This is a genomic window from Saccharomonospora amisosensis (assembly GCF_011761185.1).
GTDB classification, from domain to species: domain Bacteria; phylum Actinomycetota; class Actinomycetes; order Mycobacteriales; family Pseudonocardiaceae; genus Saccharomonospora_A; species Saccharomonospora_A amisosensis.
Genome location: NZ_JAAOYM010000001.1, coordinates 2122105 through 2143321, shown reverse-complemented (window position 1 = coordinate 2143321; position 21217 = coordinate 2122105). Strand labels below are relative to the sequence as shown.

20 protein-coding genes are annotated in these 21217 nt (G+C 69.6%); 7 read left to right on the top strand and 13 right to left on the bottom strand.

The annotated features are described in order from the left end of the window. Nucleotides 1-50 precede the first annotated feature (50 nt). Nucleotides 51-1382 carry a glycosyltransferase 87 family protein gene (locus FHU38_RS10490; protein ID WP_167169531.1) on the top strand — a complete coding sequence of 444 codons (1332 nt, stop codon included), beginning with the start codon at nt 51-53 and terminating at the stop codon, nt 1380-1382. Here the strand turns inward: FHU38_RS10490 and FHU38_RS10485 are convergent. The 4 genes from FHU38_RS10485 to FHU38_RS10470 form a co-directional block, all read right to left on the bottom strand. Further along, on the bottom strand, nt 1369-1578 hold the full coding sequence (locus tag FHU38_RS10485) for a helix-turn-helix domain-containing protein (RefSeq protein ID WP_005437638.1): 210 nt from the start codon (nt 1576-1578) through the stop codon (nt 1369-1371). The genes FHU38_RS10490 and FHU38_RS10485 overlap by 14 nt on opposite strands. A 192-nt stretch (nt 1579-1770) precedes the next feature. Continuing rightward, on the bottom strand, nt 1771-3399 hold the full coding sequence (locus tag FHU38_RS10480; protein ID WP_167169528.1) for an ABC-F family ATP-binding cassette domain-containing protein: 1629 nt from the start codon (nt 3397-3399) through the stop codon (nt 1771-1773). A 137-nt stretch (nt 3400-3536) separates the two neighbouring features. Beyond that, entirely contained in the window at nt 3537-4208 is a 672-nt protein-coding gene (locus FHU38_RS10475; protein ID WP_167169525.1) for an acVLRF1 family peptidyl-tRNA hydrolase, read from the bottom strand. A gap of 12 nt (nt 4209-4220) precedes the next feature. After that, nucleotides 4221-5786: a deoxyguanosinetriphosphate triphosphohydrolase family protein gene (locus FHU38_RS10470; RefSeq protein WP_167169522.1), complete on the bottom strand. Its 1566-nt coding sequence runs from the start codon at nt 5784-5786 to the stop codon at nt 4221-4223. A gap of 30 nt (nt 5787-5816) precedes the next feature. On the opposite strand from FHU38_RS10470, the gene FHU38_RS10465 reads away from it, so the two are divergent. Further along, nucleotides 5817-6932 carry a lycopene cyclase family protein gene (locus FHU38_RS10465; RefSeq protein WP_167169519.1) on the top strand — a complete coding sequence of 372 codons (1116 nt, stop codon included), beginning with the start codon at nt 5817-5819 and terminating at the stop codon, nt 6930-6932. Here FHU38_RS10465 and FHU38_RS10460 read toward each other — a convergent pair. The 9 genes from FHU38_RS10460 to FHU38_RS10420 all read right to left on the bottom strand — a co-directional run bounded on the left by FHU38_RS10460 (nt 6909) and on the right by FHU38_RS10420 (nt 15370). Further along, complete coding sequence (locus FHU38_RS10460; RefSeq protein WP_167169516.1) at nt 6909-7574, bottom strand: response regulator; 666 nt, start codon at nt 7572-7574, stop codon at nt 6909-6911. The genes FHU38_RS10465 and FHU38_RS10460 overlap by 24 nt on opposite strands. Further along, entirely contained in the window at nt 7571-8818 is a 1248-nt protein-coding gene (locus FHU38_RS10455; protein WP_167175912.1) for a sensor histidine kinase, read from the bottom strand. Before FHU38_RS10455 ends, FHU38_RS10460 begins: the two co-directional genes overlap by 4 nt. A 159-nt stretch (nt 8819-8977) precedes the next feature. Further along, nucleotides 8978-9379 (bottom strand): metal-sulfur cluster assembly factor, encoded by a 402-nt coding sequence (locus tag FHU38_RS10450; protein ID WP_167169514.1) that lies wholly within the window; start codon nt 9377-9379, stop codon nt 8978-8980. Then, nucleotides 9376-9828, bottom strand: coding sequence for a Fe-S cluster assembly sulfur transfer protein SufU (sufU, locus tag FHU38_RS10445; RefSeq protein WP_167169511.1), 453 nt, complete (start codon nt 9826-9828; stop codon nt 9376-9378). Before sufU ends, FHU38_RS10450 begins: the two co-directional genes overlap by 4 nt. Further along, nucleotides 9825-11120, bottom strand: coding sequence for a cysteine desulfurase (locus FHU38_RS10440; protein ID WP_167169508.1), 1296 nt, complete (start codon nt 11118-11120; stop codon nt 9825-9827). Before FHU38_RS10440 ends, sufU begins: the two co-directional genes overlap by 4 nt. A gap of 15 nt (nt 11121-11135) precedes the next feature. After that, nucleotides 11136-11906 carry a Fe-S cluster assembly ATPase SufC gene (gene sufC, locus FHU38_RS10435; RefSeq protein ID WP_167169505.1) on the bottom strand — a complete coding sequence of 257 codons (771 nt, stop codon included), beginning with the start codon at nt 11904-11906 and terminating at the stop codon, nt 11136-11138. 74 nt (nt 11907-11980) lie between these two features. Then, entirely contained in the window at nt 11981-13156 is a 1176-nt protein-coding gene (gene sufD, locus FHU38_RS10430) for a Fe-S cluster assembly protein SufD (RefSeq protein ID WP_167169503.1), read from the bottom strand. Between the two features lies 1 nt (nt 13157). Beyond that, the gene (gene sufB / locus FHU38_RS10425) at nt 13158-14618 is read right to left on the bottom strand and encodes a Fe-S cluster assembly protein SufB (protein WP_167169500.1); all 1461 of its coding nucleotides are present in this window, start codon (nt 14616-14618) and stop codon (nt 13158-13160) included. Then, nucleotides 14615-15370, bottom strand: coding sequence for a helix-turn-helix transcriptional regulator (locus FHU38_RS10420; protein ID WP_208415622.1), 756 nt, complete (start codon nt 15368-15370; stop codon nt 14615-14617). The genes sufB and FHU38_RS10420 overlap by 4 nt, the downstream gene beginning before the upstream one ends. A 137-nt stretch (nt 15371-15507) precedes the next feature. On the opposite strand from FHU38_RS10420, the gene mptB reads away from it, so the two are divergent. From mptB to FHU38_RS10395, 5 genes are all read left to right on the top strand, one after another. Next, entirely contained in the window at nt 15508-17079 is a 1572-nt protein-coding gene (gene mptB / locus FHU38_RS10415) for a polyprenol phosphomannose-dependent alpha 1,6 mannosyltransferase MptB (RefSeq protein WP_167175910.1), read from the top strand. 24 nt (nt 17080-17103) lie between these two features. Next, nucleotides 17104-18030 (top strand): ABC transporter ATP-binding protein, encoded by a 927-nt coding sequence (locus FHU38_RS10410; RefSeq protein WP_167169494.1) that lies wholly within the window; start codon nt 17104-17106, stop codon nt 18028-18030. Further along, nucleotides 18027-18836, top strand: coding sequence for an ABC transporter permease (locus tag FHU38_RS10405; RefSeq protein ID WP_167169490.1), 810 nt, complete (start codon nt 18027-18029; stop codon nt 18834-18836). Before FHU38_RS10410 ends, FHU38_RS10405 begins: the two co-directional genes overlap by 4 nt. 90 nt (nt 18837-18926) lie before the next feature. Further along, nucleotides 18927-19913, top strand: a complete 987-nt coding sequence (locus FHU38_RS10400; protein ID WP_167169487.1) for a COX15/CtaA family protein — start codon at nt 18927-18929, stop codon at nt 19911-19913. 169 nt (nt 19914-20082) lie between these two features. Then, nucleotides 20083-21033 carry an acyl-CoA desaturase gene (locus FHU38_RS10395; protein WP_167169484.1) on the top strand — a complete coding sequence of 317 codons (951 nt, stop codon included), beginning with the start codon at nt 20083-20085 and terminating at the stop codon, nt 21031-21033. Nucleotides 21034-21217: the final 184 nt, after the last annotated feature.

Sequence of the window (21217 nt, the reverse complement as noted above, 5' to 3'; positions counted from 1 at the left end):
TGTGCCCACCCGCACCGACAGTTCCGGCCGAGTCGGTAGCCTCATGCGCCATGGGGACACAGGCGATCATCGACCGGGCACGCCGGGTCCTGGCGATAGGCCCGCTACGGGTGGACGCCGTCCTCTACCTCGTCTGCACCGGTTACGCGCTGGTGCTGGCGCTGACCGACCGGCATTTCGGCTTCCGCGTGTGGGCGGCCTTCGCCGTGGCCGCATACGGCCTCGCGCTGGCGCACACCTGCTGGCTGACCTTCTCCCGAGGAGTTCGGCCGGGCTGGTGGCGGTCGCGCTGGGTGAGCGTCGCGGTGGTCGGCGTCGTCGGGATGCTCGCACCACTGATCACGCTGGTGGTGCGCAGGTTGTCCGGCGGCGACTGGACCGCCTCACCGGGGGCTTGGAACGCCCAGCCCGAGGTATGGGTGATCGAGCGCTCGGCCCGACTGTTGCTGGAATCGGGAACGCCCTATGCCGATCTCGCGACGCTGGGTCACCCGCCCGGCAGCTACGACTACACTCCGTACGGCCCCGTGATGGCGTTGTTCGGCCTGCCGAGGGCCCTGCTGGGTGGCACGCCCGTCGGCGACGCGCTCACCGACGTCCGGCTGGTGTTCGCGCTGGTGGCGCTGCTGAGCGTGGTGGCGACACTGCGGCTGCTCGGCAAACCCGCGGTACCGGTGCGCGCGGCACAACTCGCCGTGGCTTTCCCGCTCACGGCGTTGACGTTCGCCACCGCAGGCCCGGATCTGGCGATCGCCGCGCTGCTCGTGCTCGCCTGCGCGCTGGCCGCGATCGATCGGCCCGGGCAGTCGGCGATACTGCTCGGACTGGTGACCGCGGCCAAGCTCATCGTGCTACCCGCGGCGGTGGTGCTCGCCTTCCTCGTCGCGACCAGGCTGGGTGGCCGTGCACTGGCGCGATTCGCCCTGCTGTTCACCGCCGTGTTCGCGGCGGTGCAACTGCCCGCGCTGCTCGTGGCTCCGCACACCTTCTTCGAGCACGTCATCCGGTTTCCCGCCGGCCTGGCGGCGGTGAGTTCTCCTGCCGCGAGCCCGCTACCGGGACACCTCATCGCGAGTACCGGCGCCGCCGGAAAGGTGGCCGCCTACGTGCTGCTCGCTGCCGCGGCACTGGCGATCCTGCTGTGGCTGGTGCGCAAGCCACCGCACAGCGGCGCGGACGCGCTGCTACGCATCGCGGTCGGCCTCGGCACCTTCACGATGCTCACACCGGCCACGAGGTTCGGCTATCTGGTGTACTGCACGATCACGCTCGGCGCGCTGCTGGTGTTTCGACACCGGGCCACGCCACACCCGGCTACGCCCTCGGTCGTGGAGCCCGATCCGGGCGCCACCAGTGGGCGTGTCGGGCTTACTTCTTCTTGACGCGCGTCGCTCCGCCGCGTCCCCGAAGCTGAACGCCGGACTCCGACAGCACCCGGTGCACGAAGCCGTAGGAACGGCCCGTCGACTCCGCCAGGGCCCGGATGCTCGCCCCCTTCTCGTATTTCTTCTTCAGGTCAGCGGCCAACTTGTCTCGCGTGTTTCCGGTGATGCGCGCACCCTTCTTCAGGTCTGCCACGTCAATCCACCTTCCGCCCGTCTGGTGTTTCGGGCCACATTCGACCCCTGCTGCCGCAATGATCGAACACAGCGCCGCCGAATGCCAGACGAGGGCTCGAAAACCTGCCGAAACGGCGGCAATATTGCGCCGATTCAGTGCCAACTGGCTTGCGTACGAACGCAACGTCCGTTACGTCGCCACCCTGCGCACTCAGGCGAGCTGTACGAGTTCGCGATATTCGTCGGACCAGTGGTCTTCGGTACCGTCAGGCAAAAGGATCACCCGTTCGGGTTCGAGCGCATCGACGGCACCGGGATCGTGTGTCACAAGCACCACGGCACCGCCGTAGCTGCGCAAGGCGTCCAGCACCTGCGCCCTGCTCGCCGGGTCGAGGTTGTTGGTCGGTTCGTCCAGCAGCAACACGTTCGCCGCACTGGACACCAACCCCGCGAGCGCGAGCCGGGTCTTCTCCCCACCCGACAACGTCCCGGCGGGCTGGTCCAGTTGCTCGCCGGAAAACAGGAAAGACCCCAGCAGGTTGCGCAGTTCCTGCGCACCGGCATCCGGTGCGAGATGACGGATGTTCTCCCACACGCTCGCTTCGTGATCGAGCGTCTCGTGCTCCTGCGCGTAATAGCCCAGCCGCAGCCCGTGACCGGCCACCACCTTTCCGGTGTCCGGTTTCTCCAGTCCCCCGAGCAACCGCAGCAATGTCGTCTTTCCGGCACCGTTGAGCCCGAGCACGACGACTTTGGAGCCGCGGTCGATCGCCAGATCCACACCGGTGAAGATCTCCAGCGAACCGTAGGACTTCGAAAGCCCTTCCGCCGTCAGCGGTGTCCTGCCGCAGGAGGCAGGTGAGGGGAAGGTGATCCGCGCGACCCTGTCCGCCCGCCGCTCCTCGTCCAGGTTCGCCAGCATCTGCTCCGCCCTGCGGGCCATGTTCTTCGCGGCGACCGCCTTCGTCGCCTTGGCGCCCAGTTTCGCCGCCTGCTGTTGCAGCGCGGCCGCCTTCTTCTCGGCGTTCGCGCGTTCCCGCCGCCTGCGCTTCTCGTCGGTGGCGCGAGCGTCGAGGTAACGCTTCCAGTTCATGTTGTAGCCGTCGAGCTCGGCTCTCGTCGCGTCGAGGAACCACACCTTGTTGACGACCTCGTCCAGCAGGTCCACGTCGTGGCTGATCACCACGAGACCGCCCTCGTGTGCCTTCAGGAAGCCGCGCAACCAGTTGATCGAGTCGGCGTCGAGGTGGTTGGTCGGCTCGTCGAGCAGCAGCGTCGTGCCGGACCTGCCGCCTGCGCCCGCCTCCGAGGCGGCGAACAGGATGCGTGCCAGCTCGATACGGCGGCGCTGGCCTCCCGACAGGGTGTGCAGCGGCTGCGGCAACACCCGTTCCTCCAGGCCCAGGTTCGCGCAGATCCGCGCGGCCTCGCTTTCGGCCGCGTAGCCTCCGAGCGAGGAGAACCGCTCCTCCAGCCTGCCGTAGCGGCGAACGGCGCGGTCACGTGCCGCGTCGTCGACAAGTTCGGCCATGGCGTTCTGCGCCTTTTCCATGTCGCGCAGCAGCACGTCGAGACCGCGTGCCGAAAGCACCCGGTCCTTGGCCGCCACCGAAAGGTCGCCCTCTCTCGGGTCCTGTGGCAGGTAACCGATCTCGCCGGTGTGCCGCACATCACCCGTGTAGGGCTCGCCCTCGCCCGCCAGCACCCGCAGTGTCGTGGTCTTGCCCGCGCCGTTGCGGCCGACGAGGCCGATCCGGTCGCCGGGCTGTACTCGCAGTGTGGTTTGACCCAACAGGGTGCGCGAACCCGCGCGCAGTTCGAGGCCGCTGGCCGTGATCAAGAAGAACTCCGTGGTGTAGTGACGAACCTGGACACGTGAAAACGCCCGCGCGGGGCGGGCGAGCTACTCCAGGCGGACAACCACGCATCCCAGTGTAAGGGGAGCCGTCCAGCGATTATCGATCACCGTGGGCCGGCTCACCTCAGGAGGACCTCCACCGCGTGCGCCCTGCGGGCGGCCTCGTCGAGCACGCTACGCCGTGGTCGCGCGACCTCGAGCACTCTCGGCTCGGCCAGCGCGAACACCTCCGCCAGCCGCGGGTCGGTACGCAGTTCGTCCAACGCCCTGCGGTCGCCGCCGAGCACCACCGCGTCCAGCTCCCGGACCCTGGGCGCCAGCACCTCGGCCGCGTCGTCCGCGGCGGAGCGCAACGCCTGCCGCGCCTGCCCGCTCCTGCGTCTGGCGAACCGTTGCTGCGACCAACCGCCCGCGGCGCTGCGGCCGTGCACGAGGTGCCGGTCGGTACGCGAGCGCACCACTTCCCCAGCCTCGGCCACGCCGACACTGTGCCCGCCGAGCCGCACCAGTAGCAGCCCGACCCGCCTCGGCTTGCGAACGTGTTCCATCAGCGCGCCCACGGCGAGGCCGTCGACCGTCGTGTCACTCTCGATACCTTCCAGCGGGCCGAACGGCACCGCCACCGTGGCGGTCGTGCCGTTGCCTGCCGTCACCGTCACCTCGTGCCGACCCAGCCGGGTCCGCCGTACGCCACCGTTGCGTTCGGCGAAGCGCTCGAACCAGCCCGCGAGCCGCTCCGCCTCGACCTCGACGATGCGGCCCCCGCCGGGTGCCTGCCTGATACGTGCCATGCTCGCGACCCGCTACAGCACCGAGGGTTCCGACCACGGCTGTTCGGAGCGGCCGGAGATCGCGTCGAGCATGCTCGCCGCCTGCCGGTCCGTCAGCGACGCCACGAAGTCGATGACTGCCCTGCCGCGCGCGAGGCCCCGCACCGCGTCGGTGCCGCGTACCGGCTCACCGGTCGCTCCGATCAGCAGTTCGGGAGCGACGCGGGCGAGGCCGCTGTACTCGGCGTGCGCGAGTTCCACCAGGTCGTGCAGCCTGCGGGGCAGCCGGTGTGCCTCGTCACGGTCGGCCAGCCACGCGTCTAGAGCGTCCACCAACTGCGCCAGCAACGTGGCCTGCCCCCGCTGGTGCAACGCCAGGTCCGGCCGTTGCAGCACGAACCGCCGGTGCACGAACTTCAGCACCTGCACCTCGTGCCACTGGGCGGGTCGCAACGTCACGTGCCCGGTGCGTGTCGGCGGCGCCGTGGTCACCAGCACACCGTTCACCAGCCGCGCCGTCCACCGTGCGGAGAACCGCGCCGTCGCCTGCTCCGCCTCGATCGAGCCGTCGAACGGAATCGCGAGCAACTCGTCGACGAGTTCACCACGCACCTTGGCCACCGCGGCGGCGAACGCCTCGTCATCGGTCACCCAGCCGTCCTTGGCGTGCATCCGGCGTCGCAGGTACTCCAGTGACCTGCCCGGCTTTCGGTGCTGGTCGAGCAGTTCGGCGGCGGGCAGCTCGGCCAGCTCCCCCATCGTGGCCCGCCACTGGCCGAGTTCGGTGGCCACCGAGGCGTGCTGCAACACCCCGATGCGGTGAAAGTCTTGCAGGTCATGGATCGCGTAGGCGATGTCGTCGGCCAGATCCATCACGGAGGCCTCAACGGTCTGCTGCCAGACCTCCACCCGGTCGGCGAACGGCGCCCTGCCCTGTCGCAGGTCGTCCAGCTCGGTGGAGTAGGCGGAGAACTTGGCCGACCCGGTGCCGGGCGACTCCTCCGGCTCGGCGGCTCCTCGGGGCGGCACGTCCATGGCAGCCGGGTGCGGAGTGGGGAAGTGCAGCCTCGCCCACGGGTATTTCAGCAGCGCGGCCCGGGTTGCCGCCGTCAGGTTCAGTCCCTCGGGTGTGGGGCCGCCGACCTCGGTGGTGGTGACGATCCGGAAAGTCTGCGCGTTGCCCTCGAACCCGTCCGCGAGGCCGTACCGGTGCCGCGCGATGCGGTCGAGCACCTGCTCACCGAGGTGACCGAACGGCGGATGGCCGAGGTCGTGGCCCAGCGCGGCGGCCTCGGCCACATCGGGGTCGCAGCCGCCCAGCTTGGCCGCGACCTGCCCGGAATCGTCGGTGGCGGTGACCCGCTCGGCGATGGCCCTTGCCACCTGCGCCACCTTGAGGCTGTGGGTAAGCCGGTTGTGCAGCAGCGCGGACCCGCTGGCGTTGACCACCTGTGTCACCCCGGCCAGCCGGGCGAAGAACGGTGACGCGACGATGCGGTCCCTGTCCACCCGGAACGGGCTGCCCGCCAGGTCGGCGAACCCGCCCGATTCGGCTGCCTCGTCCCGCCTGCGTGAACGCGGGTCCGGCTGCGTATCCATGAGGCACACCGTATGTGATGAGATCGACGTGTGGTGGACGTCCTGGTCATCGGCGGTGGCCCGGCGGGAAGGGCGCTGGCCGCCTGCTGCGTCCGTGCCGGGCTCAGCACCGCGCTGCTCGACCCGGAACCAGGGAAGTCGTGGCCGAACACCTACGCGGTGTGGCGCGACGAGGTGCCTGACCTGCCCGCCGAGGCGATCGCCGCACGACCGCGCGGCACGCTCGCCGCCGGGCGCTCGTGCAGCTGGCTCGATCGCGAGTACCTGGTCGTGGACAACGCCGGGCTGCGCCGCTGGCTCAGCGACGACCGCGTGCAGCAGGTGGCTGGCACCAGCACCCGCGTCGTCAACCGGCCGCACGACTGCGTCGTCCACCTCAGCGGCGGCGGCACGCTCACCGCGGGCATCGCCGTCGACGCCCGCGGCGCGCGACCGGAAGGTGGTGGCACGGAGCAGACCGCGTTCGGGGTGGTGCTGCCTGCCTCCCAGGCGGTGCGGATCGTGCCCGGCGACACCGCGGTGTTCATGGACTGGCGGGCGGCGACCGCGGTCGATCCGAGCTTCCTCTACGCGGTACCGCTCGGTAACGGCCGCGTGCTGGTGGAGGAGACCTCGCTGGCGGCACGGCCCGGAGTGTCGCTCTCGGCGCTCTCGGCCAGGCTCCACAAGCGACTCGAAGTCGCCGGAATCGACGCGCGCGGGCTACCTCGGGAACGGGTTCGGATACCGCTCGACCTCCCGCTGCCCCGGCGCGGCCGTACCGTGCCGTTCGGGGCCGCCGCAGCACTCGTGCACCCGGCGACCGGTTACAGCATCGCCGCCTCCCTGACGCTGGCCCCACGCGTGGCCGAAGCCATCGGCGAGCACCTGCACAGCGGTCCTCGGGCAGCCGCGAGAGCGGCCCATGCGGCACTGTGGCCCGCCAGAGCGGTCGCCGTGCACGCCATGCGCCGCTACGCGCTGCGCTCGCTACGACGGCTTCCGCCCCAGCAGGTGCCGGACTTCTTCGATCAGTTCTTCGCCCTGCCACCACACAGTCAACGCGCCTTCACCTCCGCCCGCGAGGACCCGGCCGCGGTGGCGGCGGCGATGGCGCGGCTGTTCGCCGCCGCGCCGTGGCGGCTACGCGCCGCTCTCGTGCGGTGACACGAACCCTGACTCGAAAGCCGCGATGACCGCCTGCGTGCGATCCCTGGCGCCCAGCTTGGCCAGCACATTGCCGACGTGGGTCTTGACCGTCTGCACTCCCAGGAACAGCCGCTGCGCGATCTCGGAGTTGGACAGCCCCGCCGCCATCAGCCGCAACACCTCGGCCTCGCGCTCGGTGAGGCCGCTGCCGCGAAGCGCGTCACCCGCACGGGAGTGCCGGGCGGCCAACCGCCGGATCGCGGCGGGAAACAGCAGCGACTCGCCCGAGTGCACGGTGCGCACCGCGGCCACGATCTCCTCCGGGGCCGCGCGCTTGAGCAGGAACCCACTCGCGCCGACGCGCAACGCGTCGTAGACGTAGTCGTCGTTCTCGAAGGTGGTCACCACGATCACCTTCGGTGGATCGTCCGATGTGGACATCAGATGCTCGGTAGCCCTGATCCCGTCCACCTTCGGCATCCGCACATCCATGAGCACGATGTCGGGTCGCAGCCTTGCCACCGAGTCCGGCACCAGAGCACCGTCGGCCACCTCGCCCACCACGGTGAGACCGGGTTCGAAATCCAGTATCGCTCGTAGCCCGGTGCGCACCAGCGGCTCGTCGTCGACGAGCAGCACCCGGATTTCGGGTTCGCTCATGCGCCGGTACCCCGCCCGCCTCCGGGAAGCCGCACCACGACCTCCCAGTCGTCGCCGTCTCGGCCTGCCCGCGAGTGTCCGCCCAGCAGCTCGACCCGTTCGGCGATACCGCGCAGCCCGCTGCCACCGCCCGAACGCGTTACGGACCCGGCACCCATCGGGTTGCGCACGATCAGTTCCAACTCCGACTCCCCCGCCCGCACACGCACGCTCACGGGCACCTTACCGGCGTGACGAAGCACATTGGTGAGGCATTCCTGCAGGATGCGGTAGGACTCTCTGGACACGACGGGCGCGACGGCGGCAAGATCGCCGTCCACCTCGCAGTCGACGGCCACACCAGCAAGCCTGGTGGCCGAAACCAGCGCGGGCAACTCCTCGAGGCCCGCGCTGGGGGAACGGCTCGCCGCCTCGTCCTCACGGAGCAACCCGAGCACGGAGTCGAGGTCGGCGAGGGCGGCCCGCGCGCGATCCTCGACGGCGAGCAGCGCCTGCTGCGCACCGGCGGGGTCCGTTCGCAGCATGCGACGCGCCGCGCCTGCCTGGAGGGAAACGACGCTGAGCGCGTGGCCCACCGAATCGTGCAGCTCCCGCGCCAGTCGGTTGCGCTGCGCGAGCCGGTCCGCCCTGCGCTTGAGCTGGGCGATGCGCTCGGCGACCGGGAGACTGAGCAGACTCTTCGCGGCGCGAGTCAGCAGCGCCCCGGCACCGTTGACGATTCCGAACAGCGACAGCGTGGCAAGTAGCGACACGGCGGGCAGCCACGCTCCCGGCCATCCTCGCGGGACCGAGATCCCGCCCTCACCACCGAGCGGGAATTTCCCTGTGAAGGGCGCGGTCAGCGACAGCGCCAGCACCGAGGGCAGCAGCAGGCTGGCGAGGCTGACCACTCCGCCGACGAGCACGTGACCGACGAACAGCACGCTCGACCGCGCGCGGACCGCCCAGCTCGTCGTGCCGCCGAAGGTCGCATCTGGAACCGGATCGGCCAGCAGCTCTCGCACGGCGGTGCCCTCGAGTACCCGCACCGCGGGGAGGAACGACGTCGCTACCAGCACGACGAGCGCGGCGGTCCCGCCGATGACGAACGCGGCGGGCGGGCTCGCTGCCTGTGGCACGACCGAAGGCAGCAGCACCGCACCGAACAGCGCGTACGGAACCAGCAGCGCACCGCCGAGGATCAGATAGGTCCACCGGCGATAGGTCGTGCGACTCACCACCGACCCGAGCACGCGCCGCCACATCGTCCGATCCTCGCAGATCGGTAGGGTGCCTCCGGAGTCGACGGCTTGGTTGGGGGGTGTCACGGCCTACCGAGCCTATGGAACCGAGAAAGCCCAACCGTATAGGTCGTTATACACGACCGCTAGGTGGGACCCCGGCTCAAGACCGAAGTCAGCGAATCAGACCGTGAAGCCGAGCGCGCGTAACTGCTCGCGGCCGTCCTCGGTGATCTTCTCCGGTCCCCACGGCGGCATCCAGACCCAGTTGATCCGGAAGTCCTTCACCACTCCCGAGCCGCCGGTCAGCACCGACTCGGTCTGGTCCTCGATCACGTCGGTCAGCGGGCAGGCCGCCGACGTCAGCGTCATGTCGATGGTCGCGGTGTTGTCCGGTTCCACCCTGATGTCGTAGACCAGACCGAGGTCGACCACGTTGATGCCCAGTTCGGGGTCGACCACGTCACGCATGGCCTCCTCGACGTCCTCGACCTTGGCGACGGCGCCGTCGGACTCGACCTGCTGCTCCGGCAGGTCGGCCGCAGTGCGTCCCTCTCGGTGCTCAGGTGTCTGCGCCCCCGTCATGATGCCTCCACCTCGTCGTTCGACGTCCTGCCCACCGCGTCCTTGAACGCCATCCAGCCGAGCAGTGCGCACTTGACCCGCGCAGGGTACTTCGCGACGCCCGCGAACGCGACAGCATCCTCGAGCACGTCCTCGTCCGCCTCGACCTCGCCCCTGCCCTGAATCAGTTCGACGAAGGCGTTCATCGTCGCCGTTGCCTCGTCCAGCGGATGCCCGACCACCAGGTCGTACAGCACCGAGGTCGATGCCTGGCTGATCGAGCAGCCCTGGCTCTCGTAGGAGACGTCGGCGACCTTGTCGCCGTCCAGCTTGACCCGAAGCGTCACCTCGTCGCCGCAAGTGGGGTTCACCTGGAACGACTCGGCGTCGTACTGATCCCGCAGGCCGCGACCGTGCGGGTTCTTGTAGTGGTCCAGGATGATCTCCTGGTACATACTCTCCAAGTTCACTTGCCCACCCCGAAGAACCGCTGCGCCTCGACAACACCCTCGACCAGGGCGTCCACTTCGGACAGCTCGTTGTAAAGGTAGAACGAGGCACGAACCGTCGCCGGAACACCCATCCTGCGGTGCAGCGGCCACGCGCAGTGGTGGCCCACCCGGACCGCGATACCGAGACTGTCGAGCACCTGGCCCGCGTCGTGCGGGTGCACGCCGTCGATCACGAACGACACCGCGCTGCCGCGCAACTCGGTGTCGGTCGGCCCGATCACACGTACGCCAGGAATGGCCGCCAATCCCGCGAGTGCCCGCTCGGTGAGCAGGTGCTCGTGCGTGGCGACGCGGTTCATGCCGATCGTCGACAGGTAGTCCACCGCCGCGCCGAGCCCGACGGCCTGCGCCGTCATCGGCACACCCGCCTCGAACCGCTGAGGCGGTGGGGCGAACGTCGAGCCCTCCATCCGCACCAGCTCGATCATGGACCCGCCGGTGAGGAACGGCGGCATCGCCTCGAGCAGCTCGGTGCGGCCGTACAGCAGCCCGATCCCGGAGGGACCGAGCATCTTGTGCCCGGAGAACACCGCGAAGTCCACCCCGAGCTCGTGGAAGTCCACCGGCGTGTGCGGCACCGACTGACAGGCGTCCAGCAGCGTCAGCGCGCCCACCTGCCGCGCCCGCTCCAGCAGCGGAGCAGGCGGGTTCACGGTGCCGAGCACGTTCGACTGATGGGTGAAGGCGACCAGCTTGGTGCGCTCGGTGATCAGCTCGTCGATGCCGGACAGGTCCAGCCTGCCCCCGTCGGTGACCCCGAACCAGCGCAGTTTCGCGCCGGTGCGCTCGCACAACTGCTGCCAGGGCACGAGATTGGCGTGGTGCTCCATCTCGGTCACCACGACCTCGTCACCGGGACCGACGGCGAAGCGCCGCAACTGCTGCCCCGCCGTGGCGGCGTTGCTCATCGCGTAGGCGACGAGGTTGACCCCCTCGGTGGCGTTCTTGGTGAACACCAGCTCCGAGGGCGAGACGCCGACGAAGCGGGCGATCTTCGAGCGCGCCTCCTCGTAGGCGTCGGTCGCCTCCTCGGCCAACTGGTGGGCGCCCCTGTGCACGGCGGCGTTGGCGGTCTCGGCGAACCGCCGCTCCGCGTCGAGCACCTGCACCGGACGCTGCGAGGTGGCGCCGGAGTCCAGGTACACCAGCGGTTTGCCGTCCCGCACCGTGCGGGACAGGATCGGGAAGTCGGCTCGCAGCGCCGCCACGTCCAGTGGCAGCGGCACCGCAGGTTCAGCCGTCGTGCTCATCGCTTGCCCACCTGTCTAAACGCCAGCCGCTTCGGCCTTGCCGGTGTACTTGACGTAACCGGTCTCCTCGAGGTCGTCCGCGAGCTCCTTGCCGCCGGACTCCACGATCCGGCCGCCCGCGAAGACGTGTACGAAGTCCGGCTGGATGTGCCGCAGGATGCGGGTGTAGTGGGTGATCAGCATGACCCCCACCTCGTTGTTCGCCTTGTACTCGTTGACCGCCTCCGACACCACCCGAAGCGCGTCCACGTCGAGACCGGAGTCGGTCTCGTCGAGCACCGCGATCTTCGGCTTCAGCAGCGCGAGCTGCAGGATCTCGTGCCGCTTCTTCTCGCCGCCGGAGAAACCCTCGTTGACGCTGCGCTCCGCGAACTCCGAGGCGATGTCGAGCTTGCCCATCTCCTGCTTGACCTCCTTGACCCAGTGCCGCAGCTTCGGGGCCTCGCCCCTCACCGCGGTGGCGGCTGAGCGCAGGAAGTTCGACATCGACACCCCCGGCACCTCCACCGGGTACTGCATCGCGAGGAACAGGCCCGCGCGAGCGCGCTCGTCCACGCTCATGTCGAGCACGTTCTCACCGTCGAGCAGCACCTCGCCGGAGGTCACCTGGTACTTGGGGTGACCGGCGATGGCATACGAGAGGGTCGACTTGCCGGAGCCGTTCGGGCCCATGATCGCGTGGGTCTCGCCCGAGCGGACCGTCAGGTTGACGCCGGTGAGGATCTCCTTGCTGCCCTCGTCGGTGACGACGTCGGCGCGTAGATCCTTGATTTCCAGTGTTGCCATGCCTCTTCGTTTCTCTCGTCAGTTACCGGAAAGCTTCGCTTCTTCTCGCCGCGCGTGGTCATGGCGCGGGCTCGTCAGACCCCGACGGCCTGCAACTCGTCCTCGATGGCCGCCTCGAGCCGCTCGCGCACCTCCGGGATGTCGATCTTCATAAGGATCTCGTGGAAGAAGCCACGCACGACCAGCCTGCGTGCCTGCTCCTCCTCGATCCCTCGCGACTGCAGGTAGAACAACTGCTCGTCGTCGAACCTTCCCGTCGCGCTCGCGTGGCCGGCACCGGTGATCTCGCCGGTCTCGATCTCCAGGTTGGGCACCGAGTCGGCCCTGGCGCCCTCGGTGAGCACCAGATTGCGGTTGAGTTCGAACGTCTCGGTCGCCTCGGCCGCGGCCCGGATCAACACGTCACCGATCCACACCGAGTGCGCGTTCTCGCCCTGCAGCGCGCCCTTGTAGAGCACGTTGGACTTGCAGTGCGGCACTGCGTGGTCGACGAACAACCGGTGTTCCTGGTGCTGGCCTGCGTCGGCGAAGTTCAGCCCGAGCATCTCCACATCCCCGCCCGGTGCGGCGAAGGTGGCCGTGGGGCTCACGCGCACCAGGTCGCCGCCCAGCGTCACGACGATGTGCTTCAGCCGCGCGTCCTTACCCAGCCGCAGGTGCTGTTCGGAGACGTGCACGGCGTCGTCGGCCCAGTCCTGCACGCTGACCACGGTCAGGCTCGCGCCGTCACCGATGACGAACTCGACGTTGTCGGCGTAGGTACCGGAGCCGACGTGGTCGAGCACGATCGCCGCTGAGGCGAACGCCTCGGCCCTGACCTGCACGTGCCCGTAGGCCGTCCTGCCCTCACCGGGGCCGGTCAGCCGTACCACGGTGGGGCGCGAGGCGGCTGTCTCCTTCGGCACGGTCACCAGCGTGGCCGCCTCGAACGACGAGTAGGCCTGCGCTGACACCCTGTCGGCGGGCCTGCCCGCCTGGCCGAGCCGCTCGTCGTCGCGCGGCACCGTCTCCACCAACACCTCGGGCGCGGCCTCGGCGTCGACCTTGACCTCGCCGGAGGCGGCCGCGGTGCCGTCGTGCAGGCCCCGCAGCCGCTTCATCGGCGTGAACCGCCAGTTCTCCTCCCTGCCGCTGGGCACCTCGAAGGCCGCCACGTCGTAGGAGGTGAAGCGCTCGCCGCGGGAGGCCGCCGGGACGGTGGCCTCCGCGGCGGCGGCTGTATTGGCAACGCTGTTCTCCGTCACCGTCATGTCAGCCGACGGCTCCTTCCATCTGCAGTTCGATCAGGCGGTTCAGCTCCAGCGCGTACTCCATCGGCAGCTCGCGTGCGATCGGCTCGACGAACCCGCGCACCACCATGGCCATCGCCTCGTCCTCGGTGAGCCCGCGAGACATCAGGTAGAACAACTGGTCCTCGCTGACCTTCGACACCGTCGCCTCGTGGCCCATCGACACGTCGTCGTTGCGGATGTCGACGTAGGGGTAGGTGTCGGAACGCGAGACCGTGTCCACCAGCAGCGCGTCGCACTTCACCGTGGACTTGGAGTGGTGCGCCCGCTTGGCGACCTTCACAAGGCCACGGTAGGAGGTGCGGCCACCGCCGCGCGCCACCGACTTCGACACGATCGTCGAGGACGTGTGCGGCGCGAGGTGCTCCATCTTGGCGCCCGCGTCCTGGTGCTGGCCCTCACCGGCGAAGGCGACCGAGAGCACCTCACCCTTGGCGTGCTCGCCCATCAGGAACACCGAGGGGTACTTCATGGTGACCTTGGAGCCGATGTTGCCGTCGATCCACTCCATGGTCGCGCCCTCTTCGGCCTTGGCCCGCTTGGTGACCAGGTTGTAGACGTTGTTCGACCAGTTCTGAATCGTCGTGTAGCGGCAGCGTCCGCCCTTCTTCACGATGATCTCCACGACCGCCGAGTGCAGCGAGTCCGACTTGTAGATCGGGGCGGTGCAGCCCTCGACGTAGTGCACGTAGGCACCCTCGTCGACGATGATGAGCGTCCGCTCGAACTGGCCCATGTTCTCGGTGTTGATCCGGAAGTAGGCCTGCAGCGGGATGTCGACGTGCACGCCCGGCGGCACGTAGATGAACGAACCTCCCGACCACACGGCCGTGTTCAGCGCGGAGAACTTGTTGTCACCGGCGGGGATCACCGAACCGAAGTACTCCCGGAACAGCTCGGGGTGCTCGCGCAGCCCGGTGTCGGTGTCGAGGAAGAGGACGCCCTGCTTCTCCAGGTCCTCGCGGATCTGGTGGTAGACCACCTCGGACTCGTACTGCGCGGCCACGCCCGCGATCAGGCGCTGCTTCTCCGCCTCCGGGATACCCAGCCTGTCGTAGGTGTTCTTGATGTCGGCGGGCAGCTCGTCCCAGCTCGTTGCCTGCTTCTCCGTGGAGCGCACGAAGTACTTGATCTTGTCGAAGTCGATCCCAGAGAGGTCCGCTCCCCAGCTCGGCATCGGCTTGCGTTCGAACAGCTTCAGCGCCTTCAGGCGCGTCTCGCGCATCCACTCCGGCTCGGACTTCTTGTCGGAGATGTCGGTGACAACTTCGACGTTGAGTCCACGTCGGGCGGTCGCGCCCGCGGTGTCCGGGTCCGCCCAGCCGAACGCGTACTTGCCAAGGGATTCGATGGTCTCCTCTTGGCTCAGCGATTCCTTCGGCGGCGCGGTGGTGGGGTTGCGCTGCTCGGCAGCGGCAGTCATGCGGTAGTCCCTCCATTCGGAGTTCGTCCTTCGTTACCCGACGTGTCGGCGGGCACGTGCGTGGTGCAGGCGGTGTCTCCGCGTGCGATCGTCGCCAACCGCTGCACATGGGTGCCGAGCAGTTCGGCGAATGCCTCGGTCTCCGCCTCGCACAGCTGTGGGAACTCAGCCGCGACGTGGGCGACCGGGCAGTGGTGTTGGCACAGCTGCGCACCCGTCTTCCCGCCGGGAGCGCCGACCTCGCGGGTCGACGCGGCGTAGCCCTCCCTGGTCAGGGCGTTCGCCAGGGCCTTGGCTCTCGCCGAGGCACCCGGGCTGTGGGTCACCGCGTCCCGGTAGGGCTCGACCAGGGCGGCGACTCTGCGCTCGGCGAACGCCCGTACCGCTGGCTCACCCGCGTGCTCGGCGAGGAAGCGGATCGCGGAGACCGCGAGGTCGTCGTAGGCGTGCCCGAACCGGGCCCTGCCCTGCTCGGTGAGCAGGAACAGCTTCGCGGGACGTCCCCTGCCGCGCGGGCCACGCCGGGAGGCCTGCCTTGTCTCGGCCTCCTGGTCGGCGACCAGCACATCGAGGTGCCTGCGCACCGCCGTCGGGCTGATGCCCAGCTCCTCGGCGACCGCGACCGCGGACATCGGTCCCTGCTCCAGCAGCAGCCTGGCGACCTCGTGCCGGGTGCGGCCCTCGGCCGTAACGTGGGCAGCCTGAGCAGGGATGTCCACGGCGGCGCGCGGCCCGCCGACGTGTTCGTCCAAGCTCCCCTGCTTTTTCACAACATAAGTGTGTCGTATTTCCGGCTCCACGGCAAAGCCGACCGAAAGCCGAGTGACCGGACTCACTCCACAGGCCGCTCGATACGCTGCTCACCGTGGCATTGGCAAAGGGCGGAACCATGATGCGCTCACCGGTGCACTCCGGCGACGCCGAACCGCTCGACGCCGAGGAGATCCGGGCGCTGACCGTCGTGCGCAGACTGGGCACGTTGGGTGCGCTGTTGTTGGCGTTCGGTTCACTGGGCGCGGGCGCCGCCCCGGTGCTGAACCCGGTGCTCGGCATTCCGGTGCTTCGAGTGTTCACCCGTATCCCGACGGTGTCCGTCGCTGTGGCGTTCACCGGAATGGGCCTGATGGTGGCGGCGTGGCTGCTGCTCGGCCGGTTCGTCAGGCCGGGCAGGCGCCGGTCCGCGGGGCAGGGGCAACTGCTGCGCACGCTGGCGACGTGGATCGTGCCGCTGCTGTTCGTTCCCCCGCTGTTCTCCCGCGACGTGTACGCCTACCTCGCGCAGAGCGAGATCGTGCACCGCGGCATGGACCCCTACGCGCTCGGCCCCGCCGAGGCGCTCGGCGTCGCCGACCCGCTCACCTCGGGGGTGTCCAACATGTGGCGCGACACCCCCGCCCCCTACGGGCCACTCTTCCTGGAGATCGGCAGCTGGATCTCCAGGATGGTGGGCACGGACATCGTGCCCGGTGTGCTGGCGCACCGGATCCTCGCACTGATCGGCCTCGCCCTGATCGTGTGGGCGCTGCCGAGGTTGGCAAGGCGGTTCGGCGTACAGCCAGGCACCGCGCTGTGGCTGGGCGCGGCGAACCCGCTGGTGCTGTTCCATCTCGTCGCGGGCGCCCACAACGAGGCACTCGGCATCGGCCTGATGCTCGCGGGCATCGACCTCGGCATCCGCAGGCTCCCCGTGAGGGTGGCAGGCGACGAGCCTCCGCCACTGGCCAAGGGCGAGGTGACCTACATCCTGCTCGGCGCGACGGTGATCGCGCTGGCCGCGATGGTGAAGATCCACGCGATCGTCGCGCTCGGCTTCCTCGGTGTGATGATCGCCAGACGCTGGCGCAGCCGAATCACGGACCTGGCGTGGGCGGCCGCGCTCATGGTGGGCATCTTCACCACGGTCATGGTCGCCGTGGGGCTGGCCACGGGACTCGGTTTCGGCTGGATCGGCGCGCTCGACACCCCGGCCAAGATCTGGAACTGGATCGCCCCGGTCGCCGAACTCGGCCAACTCGGCGGCGTTCTCGGCATCGCGCTCGGGTTGGGCAACCACACCGCGTCCATCATCGCGATACTGGGCATGCTCGGCTACGTCGTGGCCGGCGCCATCACGGTGAAGCTACTGTGGGACAGCTTCCGCTGGCGTCGTCGCCCGATGATCGGGCTGGGGGTGTCGCTCGGCGCCTTCATGATGCTGCACGTCGCGATGCAGCCGTGGTGGCTGCTGTGGGCGGTGATCCCGCTGGCGGCCTCGGCGGGCACGTCCCGGTTCCGGGTCGCCGCCACGGCGGTCAGTGCCGTGCTGGCGATGCTGATCCCGCCCACCGGCAGCCCCTTCGACGGGCGGGCCTACCTGCTGCACCAGGCCTACCTCGCCGGGGCGATCGTGCTCGCCGGTGTGCTGCTGCTGGTGTGGCGGCGAATGCCGATGCTGTTCCGCCGCCCGGAGAACGCCGGCTAGGCAGGCGCCGTACCCTTGAGTTTCGTGAGTGCAGCGGCCGTCGAGATCACCGGGCTGGTGAAGCGCTTCGGGCCGGTCACGGCCGTCGACCACCTCGACCTGAAGATGCCGAGGGGCACGGTGCTGGCGTTGCTCGGTCCCAACGGCGCGGGCAAGACCACCACTGTCGAGATCTGCGAGGGTTTCCAGCGACCCGACGAGGGCACCGTCCGGGTGCTCGGCCTCGATCCCGCCCGCGACGGCGCCGCGCTGCGGCCCCGTATCGGCATCATGCCGCAGGGCGGGGGCGCCTACCCCGGGGTGCGAACCGAGGAGATGCTGCGGCTGGTCGCCGCCTGCGCCGCCGACCCGCTCGACCCGGCCTGGCTGCTCGACGTGCTCGGGCTGAACGGGGTGAGGCGTACCCCGTTCAAACGGCTTTCCGGCGGGCAGCAGCAGCGGCTCTCACTGGCCTGCGCGCTCGTCGGACGGCCGGAGCTGGTGTTCCTCGACGAGCCCACCGCGGGTATGGACCCGCAGGCCCGCCGCCTGGTGTGGGAGCTGCTGGCGGCGCTACGCGCCGACGGGGTCAGCGTGCTGCTCACCACCCACCTGATGGAGGAGGCGGAGACGCTGGCCGACGACGTCGTGATCGTGGACGGCGGAAAGGTCATCACCTCCGGCTCGCCGAGCGCGCTGACCGCGGAGCACGCCGACGACGCACACCTGCGGTTCCGGGCCCGGCCGGGGCTGGACACCCAGCTGCTGCGCGAGGCACTGCCGGAGGGCTACCGGGTGCAAGAGTCCTCCCCCGGCGCCTACCGGGTTTCCGGAGCCGTGAACCCGCAGGTGGTGTCCACGGTCACCGCCTGGTGCGCCCAGCAGGGCGTGCTGGCACAGGAACTGCACGTCGGCAAGCGCGACCTCGAAGAGGTCTTCCTGGAACTGACCGGGCGGGAGTTGCGGGCATGACCGAGCACCAGGCGGTGCGCGCGCCGCGGTTTCCCCCTGGCACCTTCACCCCGGCGCCTGGGCCGGGGCGCATCGGGCGCATGCTGCTCACCCACGCCCGTGTCGAGACGAGCCTTACCTTGCGGCACGGCGAGCAGGTACTGCTGACGCTGCTCATCCCGCTGGCGCTGCTGGTGGGGCTGAGCCTGCTCGACGTGGTCCCCACCGGTGCCGAACCGGGTCTGGCCCGCGTCGACGCGGTGACACCGAGAATCCTGGCGCTCGCCGTGTTGTCCTCCGCCTTCACCGGCCAGGCGATCGCTCTCGGTTTCGACCGCCGCTACGGGGTGCTCAAGCGGCTCTCGGCCACCGCGCTGCCGCGCTGGCTGCTGGTGGCGGGCAGGCTGACCGCGGCGCTCGTGGTGGTGGCACTGCAGACCGCGGTGCTGGCCGCCGTCGCTTTCGCGCTCGGCTGGTCACCGTCGACGGCGGGGATCGCGCTGGCGGTGCCGCTGCTCGTGCTCGGCACGCTGACCTTCGGCGCTCTCGGGGTGCTCCTCGGCGGGGCGTTGCGGGCGGAGACGGTGCTCGCGGTCGCCAACATCGTGTGGTTCGTGCTGCTGCTCGCCGGAGGCATCATTCTGGCCCCTTCCGCGCTGCCCGGCTCCGTGGGCGCCGTCGTGTCGCTGCTGCCGTCCGCGGCGCTGGCGGAGGGGCTGTACGCGGCGCTGGTACACGGCGAGTTCTCCTGGCCCGCGCTGCTGCCGCTCGTGGCGTGGGGCGCCGCCGCCGCCGCACTGGCCACGCGAACCACGAAGCTCACCTGACCGTCCGCGACGCCCATCGCCCGGCCCCGGTGCCGGTCACCCCCCACCACCCAATTGGTCGCGCTCGGTTCGGCTCTACTATGCGATGTCGTGCAGTTCTCTTCGCTCGTCGCCCGCCTGCCGTACCCGTCGCAGGCGGTTCAACGAGCCCTCGCCGTCGCCGCCATCGTCACGCAGGGTGGGATCGGAGTCACCGGCTCGGTCGTGCGCGTCACCGGTTCCGGACTCGGCTGCCCTACCTGGCCGCAGTGCTTCTCCGGCAGCATGGTCCCGGTAGAGCACCCGGAGTACGACCTGCTGAACCAGTGGATCGAGTTCGGCAACCGGCTGTTCACGATCGTCGTCGTGGCCGTCGCCGCGCTCAGCGTGCTCGCCGCGTGGCGCATTCTGATCGACCATCCTGGCCGTCGGCGGCTCATGAAGCTGGCGCTCGCCATGCCGGCGGGCGTCGTGGCCCAGGCCGTGATCGGCGGCATCACCGTGCTCGTGGATCTGCTGTGGTGGACCGTGGCGATCCACTTCCTCGCCTCCACCGTCCTGGTGTGGCTGGCGGTGCTGCTGCTGCACGCCTTCCAGGAAGGTGACGAACCACCCCGCTGGCGGGTGACCCCGAGCGGGCGGATCCTGCTCGGCACGCTCGTCGGCATCATGTTCGCGCTACTGATCGCGGGGACCACCGTCACCGGCGCGGGCCCGCACGGCGGTGACCCGGAAACACCGCGGCTGCAGGCGCCGATCGATGCGCTGGCCCAGGTGCACGGCGCGCTGCTCGTGCTGTTCCTGCTCGTGCTCGCGATGCTCGGGCTGCAATGGCTGCGCACCGGCGCCACCGCGCGGCTGTGGCGACGCTACGCCGTCGTCTGGGCGGTCGCCCTCGCCCAGGGCGGGCTCGGCAGCCTGCAGTACGCGCTCGGTGTCCCCGAGGGCCTGGTGTCGCTGCACGTGCTCGGTTCGATGTTGGTGATCGTGGCGACGGCGGCGCTGTGGTGCGCGGCCAGAGATCGAGGACCCACGACGAGCCAGCAGCCCGCCGCCGCGACGCGAAGCCTGGGCGATGACAGCCCGGTCACCCGGTAACGTCGGGTGACGGACTCCGGGTCGCGGGCGCCGAACACATCGGCGCGTCGATCGACCGTCACGGTGGCGTCATCCCTTGGCGGCGCGAGAGCCAACCCACGCCGCTACCCTGTCCAGCACCGAACCGTGCCCTGATACTCCTCAACTCGATTCGAGGTCGCACCGCACCATGAGCACCAGCACCATGCCACCGTCCGCAGCGAACACCGGTCCCAAGCCGCTCGTCGGAGAGCAACGCACGACTGGTCAGATGATCGTACTGAAGGCTTTCCTGCTGATTCCGTTCATCGCGCTGGTCGCAGCGGTGCCTTTCGCGTGGGGATGGGGGCTGAGCTGGCTCGACCTCGCGCTCGCCGCCGTGTTCTACACCGTGGCCACGCTCGGTGTGACCGTCGGCTACCACCGCTACTTCACCCACGGCGCCTTCAAGACCAACCGCGCCCTTCGGGTGGCGCTGGCCATCACCGGCAGCATGGCCGTGCAGGGCTCGGTGATCTTCTGGGTGGCCAGTCACCGCAGGCACCACGCGTTCGCCGATCGGGAGGGCGACCCGCACTCGCCGTGGCTGTTCGGCACCTCCGCCACGGCGCTGCTGCGCGGATTCTGGCACGCCCACATGGGGTGGATGTTCAAGCGCGAGGTGACCAACTACGAGCGGTTCGCTCCCGATCTGCTCGCCGACAAGGACCTGCGCGTGGTGAACCGGTTCTTCTGGTTGTGGATCACCTCGAGTCTCGCGCTGCCCGCGGTACTCGGTGGCCTCATCACCTGGTCGTGGTGGGGCGCGGTGACGGCCTTCTTCTGGGCGGGGCTGGTGCGGGTCGCCTTCTCCCACCATGTCACCTGGTCGGTCAACTCGATCTGCCACCTTGTCGGCTCGCGCCCGTTCACCAGCCGGGACAAGGCGTCGAACTTCTGGCCGCTGGCGATCCTGTCGATGGGCGAGTCCTGGCACAACTCCCACCACGCCGACCCGACCTGCGCCCGGCACGGCGTGCTGCGCGGCCAGATCGACATCTCCGCCCGGTTGATCTGGCTGTTCGAGAAGCTGGGGTGGGCACGCAACGTTCGCTGGCCCAAGCCGGAGCGACTGGCGGCCAAGCGCACCGCGACCGCCTGACCCGTCACCCTGCGCGAGTCCCCCGCTCTCGCCCGCGAGTCCCCCGCTCTCGCCCATGAGTTCTGCGCTCGGGGCGATGAGTTCTGCGCTCGGGGCGTCCGGGAGCAGGCCCGGAAACGCAGGACTCGCGGGCGGAAACGCAGGACTCGCGGGCAGGAACGCAGGACTCGCGGGCAGGAACGGG

Coding starts and splice junctions, on each gene's coding strand:
- FHU38_RS10490 (WP_167169531.1), top strand. CDS start 51: ATGGGGACACAGGCGATCATCGACCGGGCACGCCGGGTCCTGGCGATA.
- FHU38_RS10475 (WP_167169525.1), bottom strand. CDS start 4,208: ATGGCACGTATCAGGCAGGCACCCGGCGGGGGCCGCATCGTCGAGGTC.
- FHU38_RS10470 (WP_167169522.1), bottom strand. CDS start 5,786: ATGGATACGCAGCCGGACCCGCGTTCACGCAGGCGGGACGAGGCAGCC.
- FHU38_RS10460 (WP_167169516.1), bottom strand. CDS start 7,574: ATGAGCGAACCCGAAATCCGGGTGCTGCTCGTCGACGACGAGCCGCTG.
- FHU38_RS10455 (WP_167175912.1), bottom strand. CDS start 8,818: ATGTGGCGGCGCGTGCTCGGGTCGGTGGTGAGTCGCACGACCTATCGC.
- FHU38_RS10450 (WP_167169514.1), bottom strand. CDS start 9,379: ATGACGGGGGCGCAGACACCTGAGCACCGAGAGGGACGCACTGCGGCC.
- FHU38_RS10440 (WP_167169508.1), bottom strand. CDS start 11,120: ATGAGCACGACGGCTGAACCTGCGGTGCCGCTGCCACTGGACGTGGCG.
- sufC (WP_167169505.1), bottom strand. CDS start 11,906: ATGGCAACACTGGAAATCAAGGATCTACGCGCCGACGTCGTCACCGAC.
- sufD (WP_167169503.1), bottom strand. CDS start 13,156: ATGACGGTGACGGAGAACAGCGTTGCCAATACAGCCGCCGCCGCGGAG.
- sufB (WP_167169500.1), bottom strand. CDS start 14,618: ATGACTGCCGCTGCCGAGCAGCGCAACCCCACCACCGCGCCGCCGAAG.
- mptB (WP_167175910.1), top strand. CDS start 15,508: ATGATGCGCTCACCGGTGCACTCCGGCGACGCCGAACCGCTCGACGCC.
- FHU38_RS10405 (WP_167169490.1), top strand. CDS start 18,027: ATGACCGAGCACCAGGCGGTGCGCGCGCCGCGGTTTCCCCCTGGCACC.
- FHU38_RS10395 (WP_167169484.1), top strand. CDS start 20,083: ATGAGCACCAGCACCATGCCACCGTCCGCAGCGAACACCGGTCCCAAG.